The 16,095-nt window shown below is 61.8% G+C and carries 15 protein-coding genes; 11 read left to right on the top strand and 4 right to left on the bottom strand.

Annotated elements, in window-relative coordinates; all coding sequences use genetic code 11:
• The first annotated feature begins 23 nt into the window (after nucleotides 1-23).
• The 5 genes from ACUYV6_RS00295 (at nucleotide 24) to ACUYV6_RS00275 (ending at nucleotide 3,656) form a co-directional block, all read left to right on the top strand.
• Entirely contained in the window at nucleotides 24-482 is a 459-nt protein-coding gene (locus tag ACUYV6_RS00295; RefSeq protein WP_449276652.1) for a DUF2871 domain-containing protein, read from the top strand.
• Between the two features lie 169 nt (nucleotides 483-651).
• A complete protein-coding gene (locus ACUYV6_RS00290; protein ID WP_449276651.1) occupies nucleotides 652-1,131 on the top strand; it encodes a DUF3817 domain-containing protein in 480 nt (159 codons plus the stop codon).
• A gap of 316 nt (nucleotides 1,132-1,447) precedes the next feature.
• Nucleotides 1,448-1,912: a hypothetical protein gene (locus ACUYV6_RS00285; protein ID WP_449276650.1), complete on the top strand. Its 465-nt coding sequence runs from the start codon at nucleotides 1,448-1,450 to the stop codon at nucleotides 1,910-1,912.
• Nucleotides 1,909-2,835: an ABC transporter ATP-binding protein gene (locus ACUYV6_RS00280; protein WP_449276649.1), complete on the top strand. Its 927-nt coding sequence runs from the start codon at nucleotides 1,909-1,911 to the stop codon at nucleotides 2,833-2,835. Before ACUYV6_RS00285 ends, ACUYV6_RS00280 begins: the two co-directional genes overlap by 4 nt.
• A complete protein-coding gene (locus ACUYV6_RS00275; protein WP_449276648.1) occupies nucleotides 2,832-3,656 on the top strand; it encodes an ABC transporter permease subunit in 825 nt (274 codons plus the stop codon). Before ACUYV6_RS00280 ends, ACUYV6_RS00275 begins: the two co-directional genes overlap by 4 nt.
• A gap of 26 nt (nucleotides 3,657-3,682) precedes the next feature.
• Here ACUYV6_RS00275 and nhaA read toward each other — a convergent pair whose 3' ends face one another.
• Nucleotides 3,683-5,029 (bottom strand): Na+/H+ antiporter NhaA, encoded by a 1,347-nt coding sequence (gene nhaA, locus ACUYV6_RS00270; RefSeq protein WP_449276647.1) that lies wholly within the window; start codon nucleotides 5,027-5,029, stop codon nucleotides 3,683-3,685.
• Nucleotides 5,030-5,883: 854 nt separating this feature from the next.
• Here nhaA and ACUYV6_RS00265 point away from each other — a divergent pair.
• Entirely contained in the window at nucleotides 5,884-7,257 is a 1,374-nt protein-coding gene (locus ACUYV6_RS00265; RefSeq protein WP_449276646.1) for a TrkH family potassium uptake protein, read from the top strand.
• 26 nt (nucleotides 7,258-7,283) lie between these two features.
• Nucleotides 7,284-7,979 (top strand): potassium channel family protein, encoded by a 696-nt coding sequence (locus ACUYV6_RS00260; protein WP_449276645.1) that lies wholly within the window; start codon nucleotides 7,284-7,286, stop codon nucleotides 7,977-7,979.
• A gap of 264 nt (nucleotides 7,980-8,243) precedes the next feature.
• Here ACUYV6_RS00260 and ACUYV6_RS00255 read toward each other — a convergent pair whose 3' ends face one another.
• The 3 genes from ACUYV6_RS00255 to ACUYV6_RS00245 form a co-directional block, all read right to left on the bottom strand.
• Nucleotides 8,244-8,447, bottom strand: a complete 204-nt coding sequence (locus ACUYV6_RS00255; RefSeq protein ID WP_449277133.1) for a helix-turn-helix domain-containing protein — start codon at nucleotides 8,445-8,447, stop codon at nucleotides 8,244-8,246.
• A gap of 512 nt (nucleotides 8,448-8,959) precedes the next feature.
• Nucleotides 8,960-10,687: a hypothetical protein gene (locus tag ACUYV6_RS00250; RefSeq protein ID WP_449276644.1), complete on the bottom strand. Its 1,728-nt coding sequence runs from the start codon at nucleotides 10,685-10,687 to the stop codon at nucleotides 8,960-8,962.
• The gene (locus tag ACUYV6_RS00245) at nucleotides 10,684-11,781 is read right to left on the bottom strand and encodes a hypothetical protein (RefSeq protein WP_449276643.1); all 1,098 of its coding nucleotides are present in this window, start codon (nucleotides 11,779-11,781) and stop codon (nucleotides 10,684-10,686) included. The genes ACUYV6_RS00250 and ACUYV6_RS00245 overlap by 4 nt, the downstream gene beginning before the upstream one ends.
• A 184-nt stretch (nucleotides 11,782-11,965) precedes the next feature.
• On the opposite strand from ACUYV6_RS00245, the gene ACUYV6_RS00240 reads away from it, so the two are divergent.
• The 4 genes from ACUYV6_RS00240 to ACUYV6_RS00225 all read left to right on the top strand — a co-directional run bounded on the left by ACUYV6_RS00240 (nucleotide 11,966) and on the right by ACUYV6_RS00225 (nucleotide 16,067).
• A complete protein-coding gene (locus tag ACUYV6_RS00240) occupies nucleotides 11,966-12,418 on the top strand; it encodes a hypothetical protein (protein ID WP_449276642.1) in 453 nt (150 codons plus the stop codon).
• A gap of 608 nt (nucleotides 12,419-13,026) precedes the next feature.
• Nucleotides 13,027-14,256 (top strand): hypothetical protein, encoded by a 1,230-nt coding sequence (locus tag ACUYV6_RS00235; protein WP_449276641.1) that lies wholly within the window; start codon nucleotides 13,027-13,029, stop codon nucleotides 14,254-14,256.
• A complete protein-coding gene (locus ACUYV6_RS00230) occupies nucleotides 14,249-14,629 on the top strand; it encodes a hypothetical protein (RefSeq protein ID WP_449276640.1) in 381 nt (126 codons plus the stop codon). Before ACUYV6_RS00235 ends, ACUYV6_RS00230 begins: the two co-directional genes overlap by 8 nt.
• A 160-nt stretch (nucleotides 14,630-14,789) precedes the next feature.
• Nucleotides 14,790-16,067, top strand: a complete 1,278-nt coding sequence (locus ACUYV6_RS00225; protein WP_449276639.1) for a hypothetical protein — start codon at nucleotides 14,790-14,792, stop codon at nucleotides 16,065-16,067.
• Nucleotides 16,068-16,095 lie beyond the last annotated feature (28 nt).

Genomic DNA, 16,095 nt, shown 5'->3' with positions numbered 1-16,095 from the left:
CCCTCGAAAGGAACCCCCGAACTGTGAAGAAACTACTCAACGCCTCATTCATCTACATGCTCGCCGGTGTCGCCGCCGGCGTGTTCTACCGCGAGTTCACCAAGTTCAACGACTTCCCCGAAGGCCAGTTCACGCAACTCGGCCTCGCCCACACGCACCTGCTCACCCTCGGGTTCATCGTGCTGCTGATCGTGCTCGTCATCGAAAAGGTCTTCGCGATCTCCCGCAGCCCAAAGCTGTTCGCTTGGTTTTTCTGGCTCTACAACGCCGGCGTGATCATCACTTCTGGCATGCTGATCTGGCACGGCAGCCTGACCGTACTCGGCCAGGAGTCCAACGCGATGATCGCGGGGATCGCGGGCCTGGGACACATCGCGATCACAGCGGGCATGATCGTATTCTTCGTTGCCCTCCGCCGCGCCGTCACTGGCCGTACGCCTACACCCGCCGAAACCGCACCCATCAGCATCACAGCAGCCTGACCATGGCCACACTGACCGACCAGGAGAGCGCACCGATACGGCGGATGGCTCGGCCTCACCGTCCTATCCGTCGGGCTCTAGCGTTCGGACTCATCGGCGCGCTTCGCCTGCGCCGCGTATGGGCTTCAGCTCCCACCAACTCGTCAGCACAGCAAGAGGCTCAGCGTTCATGACCACGACAGAAAGACCCAAGATTGTCAGCCCGCGCGTGCTCTTCCGGAGCTTCGCCATTGCCGAGATGCTCACCTGGGCCGGTCTCATCACCGCACTGATCCTCCGCGCGTTCGATGTCGCCGACCTTGTCCCAATCGCCGGAGGCATCCACGGATTCATCTTCCTGTGCTACTCCGCGAGCACGATCTTCGTATGGGTGAACCAGAGATGGCGTTTCCGAATCGGCCTCACGGGGCTGCTATTGGCGATCGTGCCCTTCGCCACGGTGCCGTTCGAGATCGTCGTTGATCGCAGAGGACTGCTGACTGGCGATTGGCGGCTCGCGCCCGGCGGTGAAGCACCGCAGGGGTTCATCGAGCATGTCCAGGCCTGGGTGCTACGACATATACTCCTGTCGATCATCCTGCTGATCCTGCTCGTGGCGACGCTCTTCATGGCCCTGCTCTGGCTGGGGCCACCCGTACCCCGAAACTGAGGAAGAAGGACGATACGTTGGCGGCCCAGTCCTCACCGCGAAAAGTGCTAACGAAAGTGCTAAGCAACCTGTAGCTCGGCGTATCGCACTACCGGGCGGTCCTTGATCCGAACCCGGCCCCCGCAGACGGGGCATCGGGAAGCCACCTGGGCAAGCTCGACCAAGAGCTCCGCTCTGGGGCCGGTGCGCTGATATGAGAGCACGCGTATGTTCTTCAACCCGACCAGGGCGTGCAAGACACGGGTAGGCTCAGTGAGGACGAGGGTATTCCGATTTTTGATGGTCACACTTCAAAGATGGCAATGCCCTCGTTCTCATGTGTGAACGCCACGCCCAGGCAACGCCAACGAATGAGGAGTCAGCACCCCGCCAAAATCCGAAGCGCCACCGAACTGGCGGCTACTTAGATCGATCGTGGTCCAGTGATGCCTACCCCGCCAATATCCGAAGCGCCGAACTGTTCGTCCGACTCGTAGCGGGCACGCAGCAAAATTTTGCCGACGGGCGCGAGTCGGGTTCGATCCAGCCTGCGTTTGACCCCGAGGTGACCGCGCTTTTGGTGACGGTGTTCGGGCTTGCACAGTTCCTCGTGCGTGACCGCTTGGCAGGGGTACTGGGTGCTGACCCGTTCTCGGTTGAGGGGGCTGCTCGGCTTACGCTCCCGACGCTTGAAATCTTCACGAACGGTATCTACGCTGACACAGGGCTGCTGGATGCGGCTCGAATCGCCCTCGCGCAGCAGGGTGAAGCAGTAACCAATGACGGAAGGGATGAATCGTGACCACCGTTATTGAGACACGCGAGTTGCAAAAGAAATACGGCAAGCACCTTGCCATAGACGGGATCGGCCTGCGAGTCGAAGAAGGCTCAGTGTTCGGGCTGGTCGGCCCCAACGGCGCGGGCAAGACGACCGTGCTCCGGATGCTGGTAGATATCATCCGCCCGACAGCGGGAGATTTGACGGTGCTCGGTTCCGTACCGCGACGCTCGGGTGCCTCGTTGCGCCGCCGTATTGGGTATCTCCCCGGCGAGTTGAAACTTGCGGAGCGCATTCAAGGCGGCACTCTCTTGCGCCACCTTGCACGGCTCAGTGGCCCGGTCGAAACTGGCACGATCGAGGCGCTTGCCGAACGACTAGGGCTTGACCTGAACCGCCCGGTACGCGCTCTATCGAAAGGGAATCGGCAAAAACTCGGACTGATCCAAGCATTCATGCACCGGCCCGAGTTGTTGATTCTCGATGAACCAACGAGCGGACTCGACCCGTTGATGCAACGCGAGTTCCTGACAATGGTGCGCGAAGCCCGCGAAGCCGGCCAGACAATCCTGCTCAGTTCACACATTCTGAGCGAGATCCAGCACACCGCCGATGATGTGGCCGTACTCGCACAGGGCAGGATCGTCGCGCAGGGCGATGTGTCGTCGCTGACACTCGCCAGCGTCTCTCGGTTGCGTGCTGTGCTCTCCGACACGACAGATGAAACCGTGAGGGCAACTCTTTCCACGTTACCGGTGCTGCACAACCTCGACACGGAATCGACTACCTCAGGTGGCCTCGTGAGAATCACGGCCTCCATCAGAGGTGAAGCCGATGCGGTTGTGAAAGCACTCGCGCAGTTCACTGTGCGCGATCCTACCATCGAAGACCCCGATCTGCAAGAGTCGATCCTCGACCTCTACGCGCGGGCGGAGGGCACGAAATGATCACTGCAACACTTACCCAAGCTTTCAAACCCACGTTTCCGATCTTTCTTCGACTTCTGCTTGACGGGTGGCGTGGGCAAGTCGGATGGTCGCTCGGTATCGCGGCGGTCATTGGCCTGTATCTGCCGTTGTTCCCGTCGTTGCAATCGCCAGAGCTTGGGCAATTGATTAACAGCCTTCCGGCTGACTTGGTGAACGCCCTTGGGTTCGATCAGATCGCCAGCGGCGCTGGTTACACGCAAGCCACGTTCTTTGGTCTACTCGGTTACTTGCTCGCAGTGATTGCCAGTATCTCTTGGGGTGCGGCCTTCATTGCGGGCACCGAAGAAACCGGACGTCTTGAACTCACCGTCGCGCACGCAGTCGGTCGCACACAGTACGCACTCGAAAGCGCGGCAGCACTCATCGTCAAGATGCTCGCCCTCGGTGTAGTGGCATTCCTGCTGATCCTCGCCATCAACACACTCTCCGAACTCGACCTTGAAGCGACGAACCTCCTGGCTGTCACGCTCGCGTGGGCGAGTCTCGGCCTGCTGTCCGGTGTTGCCGCTCTCGCATTCGGTGCACTCACCGGGCGGCGACCCTGGGCTATCGGAGCCGGAGCCGGTATCGCTGTCCTCGGATATGCTCTCGATGCTGTAGGCAGCATGAACGAGGAGCTGGACTGGCTGTGGAACCTCTCGCCATATCACTGGGCCTTCGGTAATACTCCACTCGCGGAGGGGTTCGACTGGGGCGGTCTTGGTCTGCTTTGGGGTCTGTCGGCTGTGTTCATTGGTCTCACTGCCTGGGCGCTCTCCCGCCGCGACATTCTGGGATAACCACCTGATGCCCGAGGGATTCTGGCCTACTTGCGCGGCGCTTCACTCTGATACACATCAGGGATCCCGTCATCATCTGCGTCCACGCGGTCGCGTGCGCGGATCCTGCCGTACTGGTGGTTGCGGATGCTGAGCAGGATCGCGGCCAGCAGTGCGGCGATGAGGGAAGCTATCAGGATCCCGACCTTGGCATAGTCGTATTGGGCAGCACCTGCCGCGAAGCTGAGCTCCGCGATAAGCAGCGACACTGTGAATCCAATGCCCGCAAGTAGCCCGACACCGGTAATGTCAATCCACCGGAGCGCGGGATCGAGGCGGATACGAGTGATTTTGGCGAGTACCCAGGTGGTGAGGGTGATGCCGAGAGGCTTACCGAGGACGAGGGCACCGATGATTGCGAGAGTGACAGGGTCTGTCATCGCTGTTTGAAGCCCTGCCCAACCTCCGACGGACACGCCGGCGGCGAAGAATGCGAATACGGGCACAGCGAAGCCAGCCGAGAGGGGTCTGAACCGGTGCTCGAACTCTTCCGCCAACCCCTTCCTTGCTTTGGAAGAATCGCTTGTGAATCGCTTGTGGAGCACGGGAATGGTAAAGCCCAGTAAGACTCCGGCAATGGTTGCGTGGACACCCGAAGCGTGCATGAACGCCCATGCCACAACACCGATCGGCAGCAGAATTGTCCACGCAGCGAACGGGCGGAGTCCGAAGAATGCACGGTAGCGTTGTGCGATAATCCCATATATCACGATGACGGCGAACGCGATGCCTAGGGGCAGGATCTGGATCTCGTCAGTGTAGAAGATCGCGATAATGCCGATCGCGAGAAGGTCATCAACCACCGCAAGAGTCAATAGAAAGATGCGCAGTGCACTTGGGAGGTGCGAGCCAATGATAGCGAGCACCGCGACAGCAAACGCAATATCGGTAGCTGTAGGAATTGCCCAGCCCTGCACGAGGGCGCTATCACCACGTACCAAGAGCAGATAAACAAGGGCGGGTACGGCCACTCCGCCGACCGCGGCGGCAATGGGTACAACTGCGGTGCTGAATTTGCGAAGATCTCCAGCGACGAATTCGCGTTTGAGCTCCAGCCCAACGAGAAAGAAGAAGACTGCGAGTAATCCGTCTGCTGCCCAAGCTCCGAGGCTGAGCTTGAGGTGCCAGGGTTCATAGCCGATCTCGAAGTCGCGGAGTGCGAAGTACACGTTCGCGGCGGGGGTGTTTGCCCAAATGATCGCAATCACCGCGGCGATGACGAGAAGGATTCCGCCAACGGTCTCCTTACGCAGGATGCTCCCGATGCGTCGTGCCTCCGCGAAAGTGCCGTAGCGCGGGAACAATCGCTGGAGGTTCTTGGTGGGCTCAGTCATAGATTCTCCTGTGGGGCGAGCTGTGCCGTTGCCGATGCAGTTGTCGGTTCTGTCTGTTCAGAGGGTATCGCTAGCCCATGCATCAAGCACGCTACTGTCAGCGATGGTTCCCCAGGTGAGCGTGAGATCACTCCATGGCACCGGCGCTGTGAGCGCTTCACAGAGCCGGTCATAGAGGAGCTCCTGGTCGCTGCAGCCGGAGAGGTCGATTACGAGTACGCACACATAGCGGGCCCGATCGCGCTCAAAGTCGTTGTGTAGTCGGCGCGCGAGTCCCTCAGGCATTCGTACAAGAGCTGATTGCGGAAAGTGCGTTGGTCGCTTGTACGCGAGGCAGATGCGCCGAATCTCGGGGTGAGCGTCAAGCTCTGCTCTGATCCCAGATATTGCCTCATGCCAGACGTTTCGTGCCTGCCGGCGGGTTCCACATTCGGCGAGGTCGACTTCCCACAGCAGCCCGCGCGCGCGTTCACTCCTTGACCCTTCCGCAAGGCCTCCGAGTTCCGGCAGCGTGTCACCGCGCACAAGGAATGGTGTGGTCATATGTGGGGCTTTTGCTCCTTCAAATCTGGTTCGTTGGATCTATCGCCGACCAGACTTCCCGGCACCCCGTTCGTTGCGAAACTGCGCCTAGCAACGATTTCCCATCCTACGCTTTCAACGGCCGTTGTGCACCGCACAGAGGGCGGCACCCCCAGCTGATTGAGCACTCGTTCTTCGAACGTATTCGCCTGAGGGGGAGTAAGATTGGTGCGGTGCGGGGGAAAAACCGATCGATACGCTACTTCAAACCCGAGACGACATCGAAGAAGCAGAATACGAGACTGGTGAGCTCTGGCACCCAAATCGATCGCTTGCTGAGGCTGCGCGAAGTGTTACAGCGTCTGAAGAATCGCGTCAGTTACGCGGCCGGACACGCACCAGCGAGAATTGCGATCATGGTGTTTGTCGCCGCCACGCTTGTGTTCACCGGGCTCCTCTCGCTGCCCGTGGCCTCGGCAAATGGCACTCGAACCGAACTGCCAGATGCCCTATTCACCGCCGTGTCGGCGGTGACCGTGACTGGGCTTACGACGGTTGACACCGGCGAACATTGGTCAATGTTTGGGCAGGTCGTGATCCTTGTCGCGATTCAGACTGGTGCTCTCGGCGTCGTGACGATCGCTTTACTGCTCACGATGATGGTTACTCGCCGCCTCGGACTTTCTGGTCGTTTCTTTGCCAAAGAGAGTATCGGTGCTGACGGGATCGGCCGAGTCGGGCATCTTCTGCGCGTTGTTGTAACGACCACGCTGGTCATAGAAGGCACCATAGCCGCATTCCTAATACCTGCCTTCATTGTCGCGGAGGACTCATGGGGGTCGGGGCTCTGGTACGGGATCTTTTATGCTATCTCTTCGTTTGGAAACGCGGGTTTCACTCCACATGAGGGTGGTTTGGCGCTCTTCGCAGACAATCTATTTGTGCTCACCCCAATCGCGGTCGGTGTCTTCGTCGGCAGCTTTGGGTTTCCGGTGTATCTCAATCTCATCCGAGCGAAATGGATGAGGCACAAGTGGACGCTGCACACCAAGCTCACACTCATCACCACCACAGTTCTTTTGGGCCTCGGAGCAATCGCGTGGGCAGGATTCGAATGGAACAATCCCGAGACAGTCGGATATGAACACTGGTGGGAAAAGATCGGGCATGCGTTTTTCGCATCCACGATGCTGCGCTCGGGCGGGTTCTCCCTCGTCGATATGGAGTCCTCAACAGCGACCACAATGCTGCTCAGTGACGCACTCATGTTCGTCGGCGGAGGATCCGCATCGACCGCGGGCGGCATCAAAGTCACCACCCTCGCCGTACTGTTCCTCGCGATCGTCGCCGAAGCCAAGGGCACGCAGAACACGAACGCACTCGGCAGGCGGCTTCCGAAGGGAACTCTTCGACTCGCCATCAGTGTGGTGTTTCTCGGTGCAACTCTCGTGTTCGTCGCCGCTGCGCTATTGACTATAGTGAGTGACGCGAAGCTCGACCGGATTCTGTTTGAGGTGATTTCGGCTTTCGCCACTTGTGGACTGTCGGTCGGGATATCTTCCGAGGTCGGAGCGTTCGGAAAATTCGTGCTCTCAGCGCTCATGCTTATGGGGCGTGTCGGTCCCATCGTGCTGGCTTCGGCACTGGCTATCCGGCAGCGCCGTGAACTCTACGATCTCCCAGTCGAACGCCCCATTATTGGCTAATCTGATTTAAGAAGGAACTCGTACTCATGACTAGACGTTCGCACAATGTTGGTTCGATGCATCGCATAGCCGAAGCGGATTCCGTCGCCGTGATTGGTCTTGGGCGCTTCGGCACCTCCCTCGCACTCGAACTCATGGACACAGGCATCGAGGTTCTCGGAATCGACGTCGACGAAGTCATCGTGCAAGCGCTCAGCGGACGCCTCACCCAGGCTGTTCGCGCTGACTCCACAAAGCTCGAGGTGCTAGAAGAGCTCGGTCTTGGTTCATTCGATCGCGTTGTCGTCGCTGTCGGCTCAGACATTAAGGTGTCGATCCTCACTGCATCGCTTTTATTGCAACTCAAAGTTCCTGTTGTGTGGGCGAAAGCTGACGACGAACAGCACGCCATCATTCTCGAGCAGATCGGTGTACATCGGGTTCTATCCCCGGAACGCGACATGGGTCGACGCGTTGCTCATCTCGTGCGCGGGGCTGCAGCTGACTACGTTGAGATCGATTCCGGCTATGCGATGGTGAAAACTGCGGCACCCTCTGCTCTCCAGGGGATAACGCTCAGCGAAGCTGGAGTACGCAGCGATCATCATGTCACCGTTGCTGCCTACCGCACGAGCGACGGGCAATGGCAAAATGCCGAAGCCAGTACGGTGCTGCATGCCGGAGATACACTGCTTGTGGTGGGCTCGACAGCTCGAGTCGAAGCATTTGCGCAACTGCGCTGACCCCACAACGTCAGGCTCAAGCTCAGCACAGATCAGAGGAAGCGACCTTGGCGCATGTGTTGTCATGAGCAGGTTCTTGCGGTATATGGTCCTCGACCTTCTCGACGTGCGTTTGCGCACTTGCACATTCGATTAAAATCCATGGAAGCAATGAAGTGAAGTTTACCGCCTGAGGCAGAAGAGACACCCAGATGATCAAGGATCTGGTTCGAACGGGATACTGGCGGGTCACGTAGGTTAAGGTTCTATGATCAGCATCTGACATTACTTCTGTGTCTGACGCTGAGTCTGAGAACGCAATTCAACCCCTTCCCGCTTCAAAGCTCGCCAAACCATCGCATGACCGACGCCCAACTCCTTGGCAATTTCCCGCGTGGTCAATCCAGATGCATATCTCCGAATAACGTGCGCAGTCTGGCTGTCATCGAGGCCTTGGCGTCGAATTCTGATGCCGGCTTCAGTGAGCATTCGCCGAACGGTCTGCTTGCCGAGCTGCCAATCTCGTCCAATCGCGGCGAGGGTCGCACCTGATTCATAAGCTGTAATCATCTGTTGCAGATGCTCAGCAGGGAACGGGGTTACAGTCGTCCCAATTGGCGTTACTACTGGGCCACGATCGTCGCTTCGAGGTACAGATTGACTGAAATCAATCGCATTCTGATTACCGGAAGATCCGCGTGAAATCAACGATTTCAGGGTATTGAACGAGGTTACAGTTTTGTCCACGTTGGGGCACGCGGGGTGTTTCACGTAATGTGAGGCCCCGAGTTCACGAAATACAGAAGCGGGTCGGATTTCTACGGAGATCCGGCCCGCTTCGTCGTTTGCGGCGGTGCTGCGGGCGGTCTGAAGCCGTCGTACCGGGGCTTGGCCCCGTCATCCTGCGCCCAGTCGCAGGATCCCGGTGTGCTGCTGAAGCACTTGTAGCCCCTCGCGGGGCTGGTATCAGCTTTGTATGAAGTTCCGGGGTGAGCTAATAATTAGCTCGTGCTGCCCGGCGGTGACTTGTCGTCGGTCGCAGCGACGAGGTCGTGTTCGTAGGGGCGTCTGAGCGGCTGGCCGCTGCTGTCTTTGCGGCGTCGGGCACGGGTTTTCTGGCCCGAGGCTTCCGCGATGGTGTTCTTGATGCCGGTGATGATGCGCTGGATGTTCGTCGCGACGACGGCGAGGGCGGCAACGAGGTAGGTGTAGGCGTAGCCGCGGCCAGGGCGGCTCTTCGGATCTCCCAGGTTCGACGCCCACGCATCCTTGAGGGTCTTGTTGCTCGTCTCGACCTGGTTGCGCTGACCATAAGCGCGGTACCAGTCCTCGGATTTCCAGGGGTAGCGCTGGAGGTGTTTGATGACTTCGGCGTCGAGGCCGATCTGGATCGTGCCGGTGGGTTTGTTCTTCGTCTTCTTCCCGGTCGCGGGATCAAACGCGAGGTAGTTGGCGGGATCGGGATAGGTGAAGCGCTGGTAGCCGTCGGCGTCGACGCGGCTGTGGCGCTTCATGAGGTATCGCTCGCGGGCGCGCATGATCTTGTCGCGATCCGTGATCGTGTAGGGGAGACTCGTGGCGGGGTTGGTTTTCTTCTCTGCGACCCAGCGGCTGATCTGTCGGAAGTTCTCGGGCATGCGGTCGACGTAGAGTGCTCCGTCGACGACGATCACGGGGTGTCCGGGGACTTTGCCCTGCTGGCCGAGCTGGTTCGTGCGGTAGTCGTAGACGGTCTCGAGTCGCGATGCGCGTACGGGTTCTTGGAAGTAGTGCGGTGTGAGGTTGTTGAACGCGCGGTCGACGACGACCAGGCCGCGCTGCTCGGTGAACGCGATGTGCTGTTCGATGGTCGAGCGCGGGCCGTGCTTGAGCTTGCCGGGGTGGTGCAGGTTGATGCCCGTGATCAGTGGGAAGTCGAACGACCCGTTCCTCGTATCGACGAGCACGGTGGTGTCGAGTTCGTAGGCGGCTTTCGATCTGGCGACTTTGGTGCCGTCGTGGTCGTCGTGCCGGGTGTACCAGCCGCACTGATAGTCACCGTTGAGGCGGTCTCGTGCCGGGGCGTTCTCTTTGTCGTTCGGGTTCGGCGGCCCTTGTACGAGGAGCGCGGTCGAGTCGAGCGCGAGATCACCGCGGTAATGCTTCAGGTACTTGCGGGGGAGGAGCTTGATGCTCGCCCGGATCAGGGCTGCGGCGAGCTGATCGGCTCGCGCTGCCCGAGCAGGGTCGTAGTGCTCGCGGGCGCGGTCGAATTCTTCGCCGGTGAGTTTTTGTTTCAGAGGTGTGTGATGCCAGGGGTCAATGAGTTTGCGCAGGCGTGCAGTGCTGCGCCAGAAGCGGTGGTACCAGTCGCTCGAGCTCGTACCGGTGCCGGTGATGCCGAGCTTCTCGCGTTGCTCCGGGGTGAGGCCGTGGGCGAGGGTCTTCGCGGTGGCTTCGAAGCCGTAGTTCTTGTTCCAGAACGCGTTGAGCAGGATCACCATGAGCACGGCCTTCAGGGGGATCAGTTCGGGCCTGCCGCTGTTGGCTTTGTGGTCTTCCTGCCGCCAGGTCTTGAGGAGTTCCACGGCACCCGAACGCTCGATCACGGACAGGAACTTGTTGAACAGCGCGTTCGGGAGGTGGCCGCTGACGGCTTGGGATCTCTCGATGCCGCTCGCGTCGAGTCCGAATACTTCGGTGAGGGCTGCATCGACAGTGAGGCGCAGCTGGTTGGTCGGGGCGCTCATGCGGCCTCCGTTCCGCGAAGCCGGTCGAGGTAGGCGTCTCCGAGCAGCGGTTCGCAGTAGTCGAGGAAGTTTGCGAGGTGGTCGGACTTGCTGGTGCCGGCGGCGTAGAGGAAGTCTTTGAGCGGGGTCGCGTTCCGGAGGTGCCACACGGTCCAGGTATTGCGGAGGCGGTCGCTGCGGGGGCCTTTGCCTTGGGCGTTCTCTACGAACGAGGAGAGCGTGTTCGATCCGTCGCGGCGCCCGACCGGCCCCCACACGAGCGCACCGGCAGGGATGTCCTTGATCGCGGCGAGCAGCCACTCGTCCCACTCTTTCAGCAGCGGCGTCTGGCGGGCACGGTTGCCGGGCACATCGATGATGATCCCCTTGGGGCTCACGATGATGTGCTCGCGTTCCAGGTGCGCGACCTCGTTCGAGGCGAGGCCGGCGCCGGCGCAGAGGGCGAGCATGAGCATCGCGCGGCGGCGCTTGGACGGGTGGGCCTGCCCGGTCGCCCAGGAACGGTGCAATTCCATCTCCGCCGGCGTGTATGGCGCGAGGGCCTTGTTGCGCCGGTTCAGCGGCCGGTACTCGTGCGGATGCTCATCGGGGACGAGCGCTTTACTGATCCGGTTCAGGTAGGAGCGGTAGTTGCGCCTCGTACCCTCGGCGAGGTGCGAGTACTTGTCGTTCACGAACAGGTCGATCAGTTCCCGTGACCAGATCACCTCCCCGTCGAGGGGGAGATGCTGATCGAAGTGCGCCCAGCCGACGTAGGAGGCGGCGACACCATGGAGGAGATGGGCGGAGAACTCGGTCTTCGGGAGGGCGACCGCGACTGCGTCCTCGACGAACGCCTGGATGCGCGGCCAGCGCGCCGGATCGACCCGCTTGGGTTTCTTGGTTCGCATGATGTCGAATGCTGCTTCCGGGATCTCGTAGTACCCCAACGCCTCGAGTACTCGGCACACCTTCCCGGTGGGATGCCGAAAAGTTCCGAGGTAAGCTGCCAGCACCTGCTGATCCGCGAACCCCTCTGGGGAAGACGCGAACCGCAGATGCTTGCGGCGCTCGTGGGCGTGGGATGTTCTGATTTCCGCCGTGGTCTCATTCATGCCGGAGTTCATGCGAGGGTATGCACCGCCGAACCCCGACTTTTTGAGTTAACAAGAAATCAGTGGGTCTAAAACGCAACTATAGGGTCTATTTAGCTGATATCTCAAGCGTTGGTTGCATGTTGAGTGTCGGAAGGTTTGGGGAGCGTCAGACTGGACAGGTAGTCATCTCTGGGAGGTTCGCATGGGGCGTGTGGCAAGCGGCGGCGTTGTCGGGAGTAAGCCGAAGCTGCTGTTCGCGAACCAGGCCGCTTTTTCTAAGCTGCAAGGCGAGCTTGTTCCCAGAGCTGATCTCAGCGAGCGTCTCCTGCGTGAAGTGCCTGCAGCGCAACTTCAACATCTGGTGATGTATGGCATGCGTTACCGAGCTACCCGGGATGGGATGACGGGAGAGGAGATGGCTGAAAGGATAGGAATCGCGAGAGATCGGTACTACCGCCTCATGAGGGGCGAAGTCTCACTCACGCTTGCAGACTTTCTTCTCTGCGTGCAGGTCTCAGACGTTTCGGCGAAACTGGCGGGCCAGTTTCTCGCGGTGCACGGCGAAGTGCCCGTCGAGACTTTCGTGACGCGAGAACGGCTAACCGCTGCGGTAGCCCGTCGCGTCGAACGAACCCGAGACAAAGAGGGCCGGTAAGAACCTTCGGTATTCCGCCTGAACTCAGTAAGCTCCCGGTGGCACGCGTCTCCACGCGGTGGCGTTACGCACCGATGCCGTTGGTGAAGTGCTCCCTGCGAAACTCACTTCGACTGGCTCACCGATGGCACGCGCCTCGAGTGTGACTCCGTTCGTACGTCCCGCGGCGCAGCAGTGCGAGATTTACTGCCCCGGGCTGACGAAGCCCGCCCACCTAGCCAGTTCCCCGAGAACCGCCGTAGGCGTGGACTGGAACTGAGAAGTTTGCACGCGACTGCCGCCCGATTCCTGCTGCACGATCGGGAAGTAGCCGAGACCAGCGCACAGGTGAGGGACACAGCGCGTACGGGTGGCCTACTATGTCGCCGAAGCACAACTGAGCGCCAGCTAGCACACGTCAAGGCAGCGCGACATCGGATGTGACTGAAGCCTCCGCGCGGCCGAACCGTCGACCGGGCTGGCGTGTCGCGTTCGACGCGACTCGGACCTCGGGCGCCGGAGCACCGATTCCTGAGAATGTGACGCCAATCGGGGTGGCGTCGACTTCAGATCCGGCGTGTGTCGACGGTACGGTGTCGACCCGACCTGAAGCAGAAAGGTGGCACGTCGTGGCATTTCGGAGGAACGACCAGTACTTGGTATGGCGTACGAACGGCGGCCTGTACGTCAGTTCGCAGGGGCGCACGGGAAAGTTGTGCGTGCTGCGCGAGAGCCCGTACGGGGTGGAGTGGCTCGGGCCCGACCTGAGCGCTCACTACGAGGTGATCCGCACCCGGTACGGGCGGCGGTACCGTCTCATTGAACCGGAGGAGGTGTGGCCCGGGATGACGGTCTACATCAGCCCGCTTCTGGGCGGATGGTGGGTGCAGACCTCCGAGATCCAGGAGGTGTACCGGGGTGTGCGCGTCGACTCGGTCGCCCCCGGGGCCGAGTTCCTGGTCTTCGGGCGAAACGAGGCAGCGCTCTTCACCGATCCTGACGAGGGAGCCTGCGTGATGCCGCTGTACGAGAGCGGCTGGTTCGGCCAGCCGGCGAACCAGCAGTCGTTCGGCCGGCCCGACTCGGAGCACCGAACGATCCTCCGGGTCGAACCGGCCTACTGCCTGGAGCCCGGCGGGAATGAGTCGAGAGAGACGGTGCCGGGCTGGCAGCACGTCGTGGCGACGCTGCGGCGGGAACTGAGCGCCATCGACCCCCAGATCGAGATCGAACACGTTGACGCCAACCCGTCCGACGGGCTGCTCAGAGTAGAGCTGAGCGAGGTGCCCGGCGAGGAAGGACGGCCGCTGCAGGAGGTGCGCGAAGCTGTCCTTGATGCGATGGTGGTCTCCGCGGTGACCTGCACGGAGTGCGGTAATGCGGGAACGATCACGACGATCCGGAACGAAGACGGTGCGAGCATGAAACGAGCGCTGTGCGAGGGCCACGCGGTCGAGCAGCTCGCCGCAGAGGCCGTGTTCCTGGAGGAGCCGGTGGTCGCGTTGCCGCCCGAACTCGAGCACGTCGGGCTCGAGGTCGGGCCGGGCTGGTACCGGCTCCTCGCGAAGCTCTGCCGGCAGGTGGGCGAGCTGACTCCGTACACGCTGCTGGGATGCCGGCAGGACCAGGGCGACTTGGTGACGCAGATCGATCTGCCCGCGGACACCGCCACGAACGTGAGGATCGAGGTGCGGAGGCTGGAGCAGCAGGCCCGGGAGGAAGCGGCCGTCACGTGCGAGCACTGCGGCGACCCGGGCGAACGCGACGAGTTTCCCTGGCTGCACCCGTGCTGCTCCGAGTGCGACGACGCCGAACGCGAAATGATGCAGCTCGAGACGGAGAGCGACGACGATGAGTGAGACCCAGTACCTCGACGAAGTCGACGGATCCGCCTGCGAGACAGGGATCTACCTGATCACCACGGTCAACGGCAGCGTGTACGAGATCGTGGTGACCGAGGATGCGGCAGCGACGATGCGGCGGATGGTGCACGCGGTTCCGCCGGACCCGGAGTACGGGCGCCAGGGGAACAGCCTCTACGGCGACGGCGAACTGATCCCGCTCATCGCGTGGAGCGCGCGCCGCGGGCAGGCGGGCGCAGCGTTCTACTTCTACGCGGAGGGCGCCCGCCAGGCCGAACGGGTCGAAGACTACCCCGGCACGCTCCGCCGCACGTCCGCGGTCATCTCGATCCAGCGCGTCGACCTCCCGGACGAGCAGGAGCCGGAGTAAACCTCAGATTGCCGACGAGCAGAGCCCTGAATCAGAGATAAGCGCCGGGAAGACCCGCAGCTTCGGGCGGGGTTCTGCAGGGTGCCGCGTACCGCGCATTGGGGTGAGCAAGGCGCCGACGTGGCGCCCCTCACCCCCATCCTGAAAGCAGGCAAAGATCATGAACACCTTCCCCACCGCGCAGCGCATGTCCGTCCTCCAGACCCGCGACCAGCTCTTCGCCGTCACCAGCCTCGGCGCCAAGCAGGGCATCGGGTTCGGCGGTGAAGTCACCGACCTCGCGCCCCGGCCCGGCAGCATGCGCTTCCTGGGCATGCAGCCGTGCTCGATCACCGAATACACCCATGTCGGTGACGACGTGGTCGTGCGCGAGCACCCCGACCCGCGCACGATCACCCTGTCCAGCATCCTCGAGTTCCGGTATTCCAGCACGCTCGAGGACCGGGCCCTGAACTTCGTCGCCGCCTTCCACGGCACCACCGCCACGACCCTCACCCGCGGACGCTACCTCGCCTACGACCAGCACGAGGCCTGGCTCATCGACGCCACCGCCGGCACCGCGACCCGCCTCCTGCAGCACGGGTGGGAAGGCCAGGCGGAGCCGGTGCCGGCGATGCTCGACGGGTTCACGCTCCTGCGGATCGAGGAAGACGCCCGCGCCGCGGTGCATCCTCTGACCTGGATCGCCGAGTACGCGCCCGGCTGGAGCCCGATCGTTCAGGACCTCGCGACGGCCGCTGCGCACCAGGTGCCCGGCGTGAGGATCATCGACGCGACCGTGCGCGACGCCGGTGAACTGCACATCCGCCTCGCCGGCGTGCCCGCAGACCAGGCGCCTGTCCTCGAGGAGCTCGTGGCCGAGGCGCGCGGAGCAGCGGCAGAACGGTGCATGGACTGCGGGATGCCCGGCGCGCAGGTTCCCGAAACCGAATTCCGGAGCCTGGTGCTCTGCGCCGAGCACGTGCGTGCGCGAGGCCTGGACCCGCACCCCGCGGCACGGAGCCACTGGCGGATCCTCGCCCAGCCGGTCGCCCCGCAGTTCCTCGAAGCCCCCTCTGATATCGAGATCGGGTGGCGTCCGCTCCTGGCGATCCTCAGCCGCCGTCTCTATGACCTGCGCGTGCCCTACGAGATCGAAGAAGTCCTCGAAGAACACGGCGGCATGCGCATCCAGGCCGCCTTTGGCGATGCCCCGGCCGAAGATATCGCACGCGCGCGCGAGGCCGTGCGCGCGGCGGAAGCGCAGAGCTGGCACGTCTGCGAGCTGTGCGCGGCACCTGGCATGCTCAGCGAAGACCCGACTGGCCGGTACCGGACGCGCTGCAAGGAATGCAACGATTACGAACAGGGCCCTGCGATGAGGCGGTTTAGGCCTGAAGCGGAAGAAAGCTGCTCGGATATCGACAGGGGAAGGCGCGTTCGCGGCTGCTCGAGTTGAACGTGCTGGGAAACTGGGACCCGGTTCG

This window comes from Leucobacter sp. GX24907 (genome assembly GCF_053567335.1).
The sequence above is the reverse complement of the archived record's forward strand: the minus strand, read 5'-3'. Positions and strand labels throughout refer to the sequence as shown.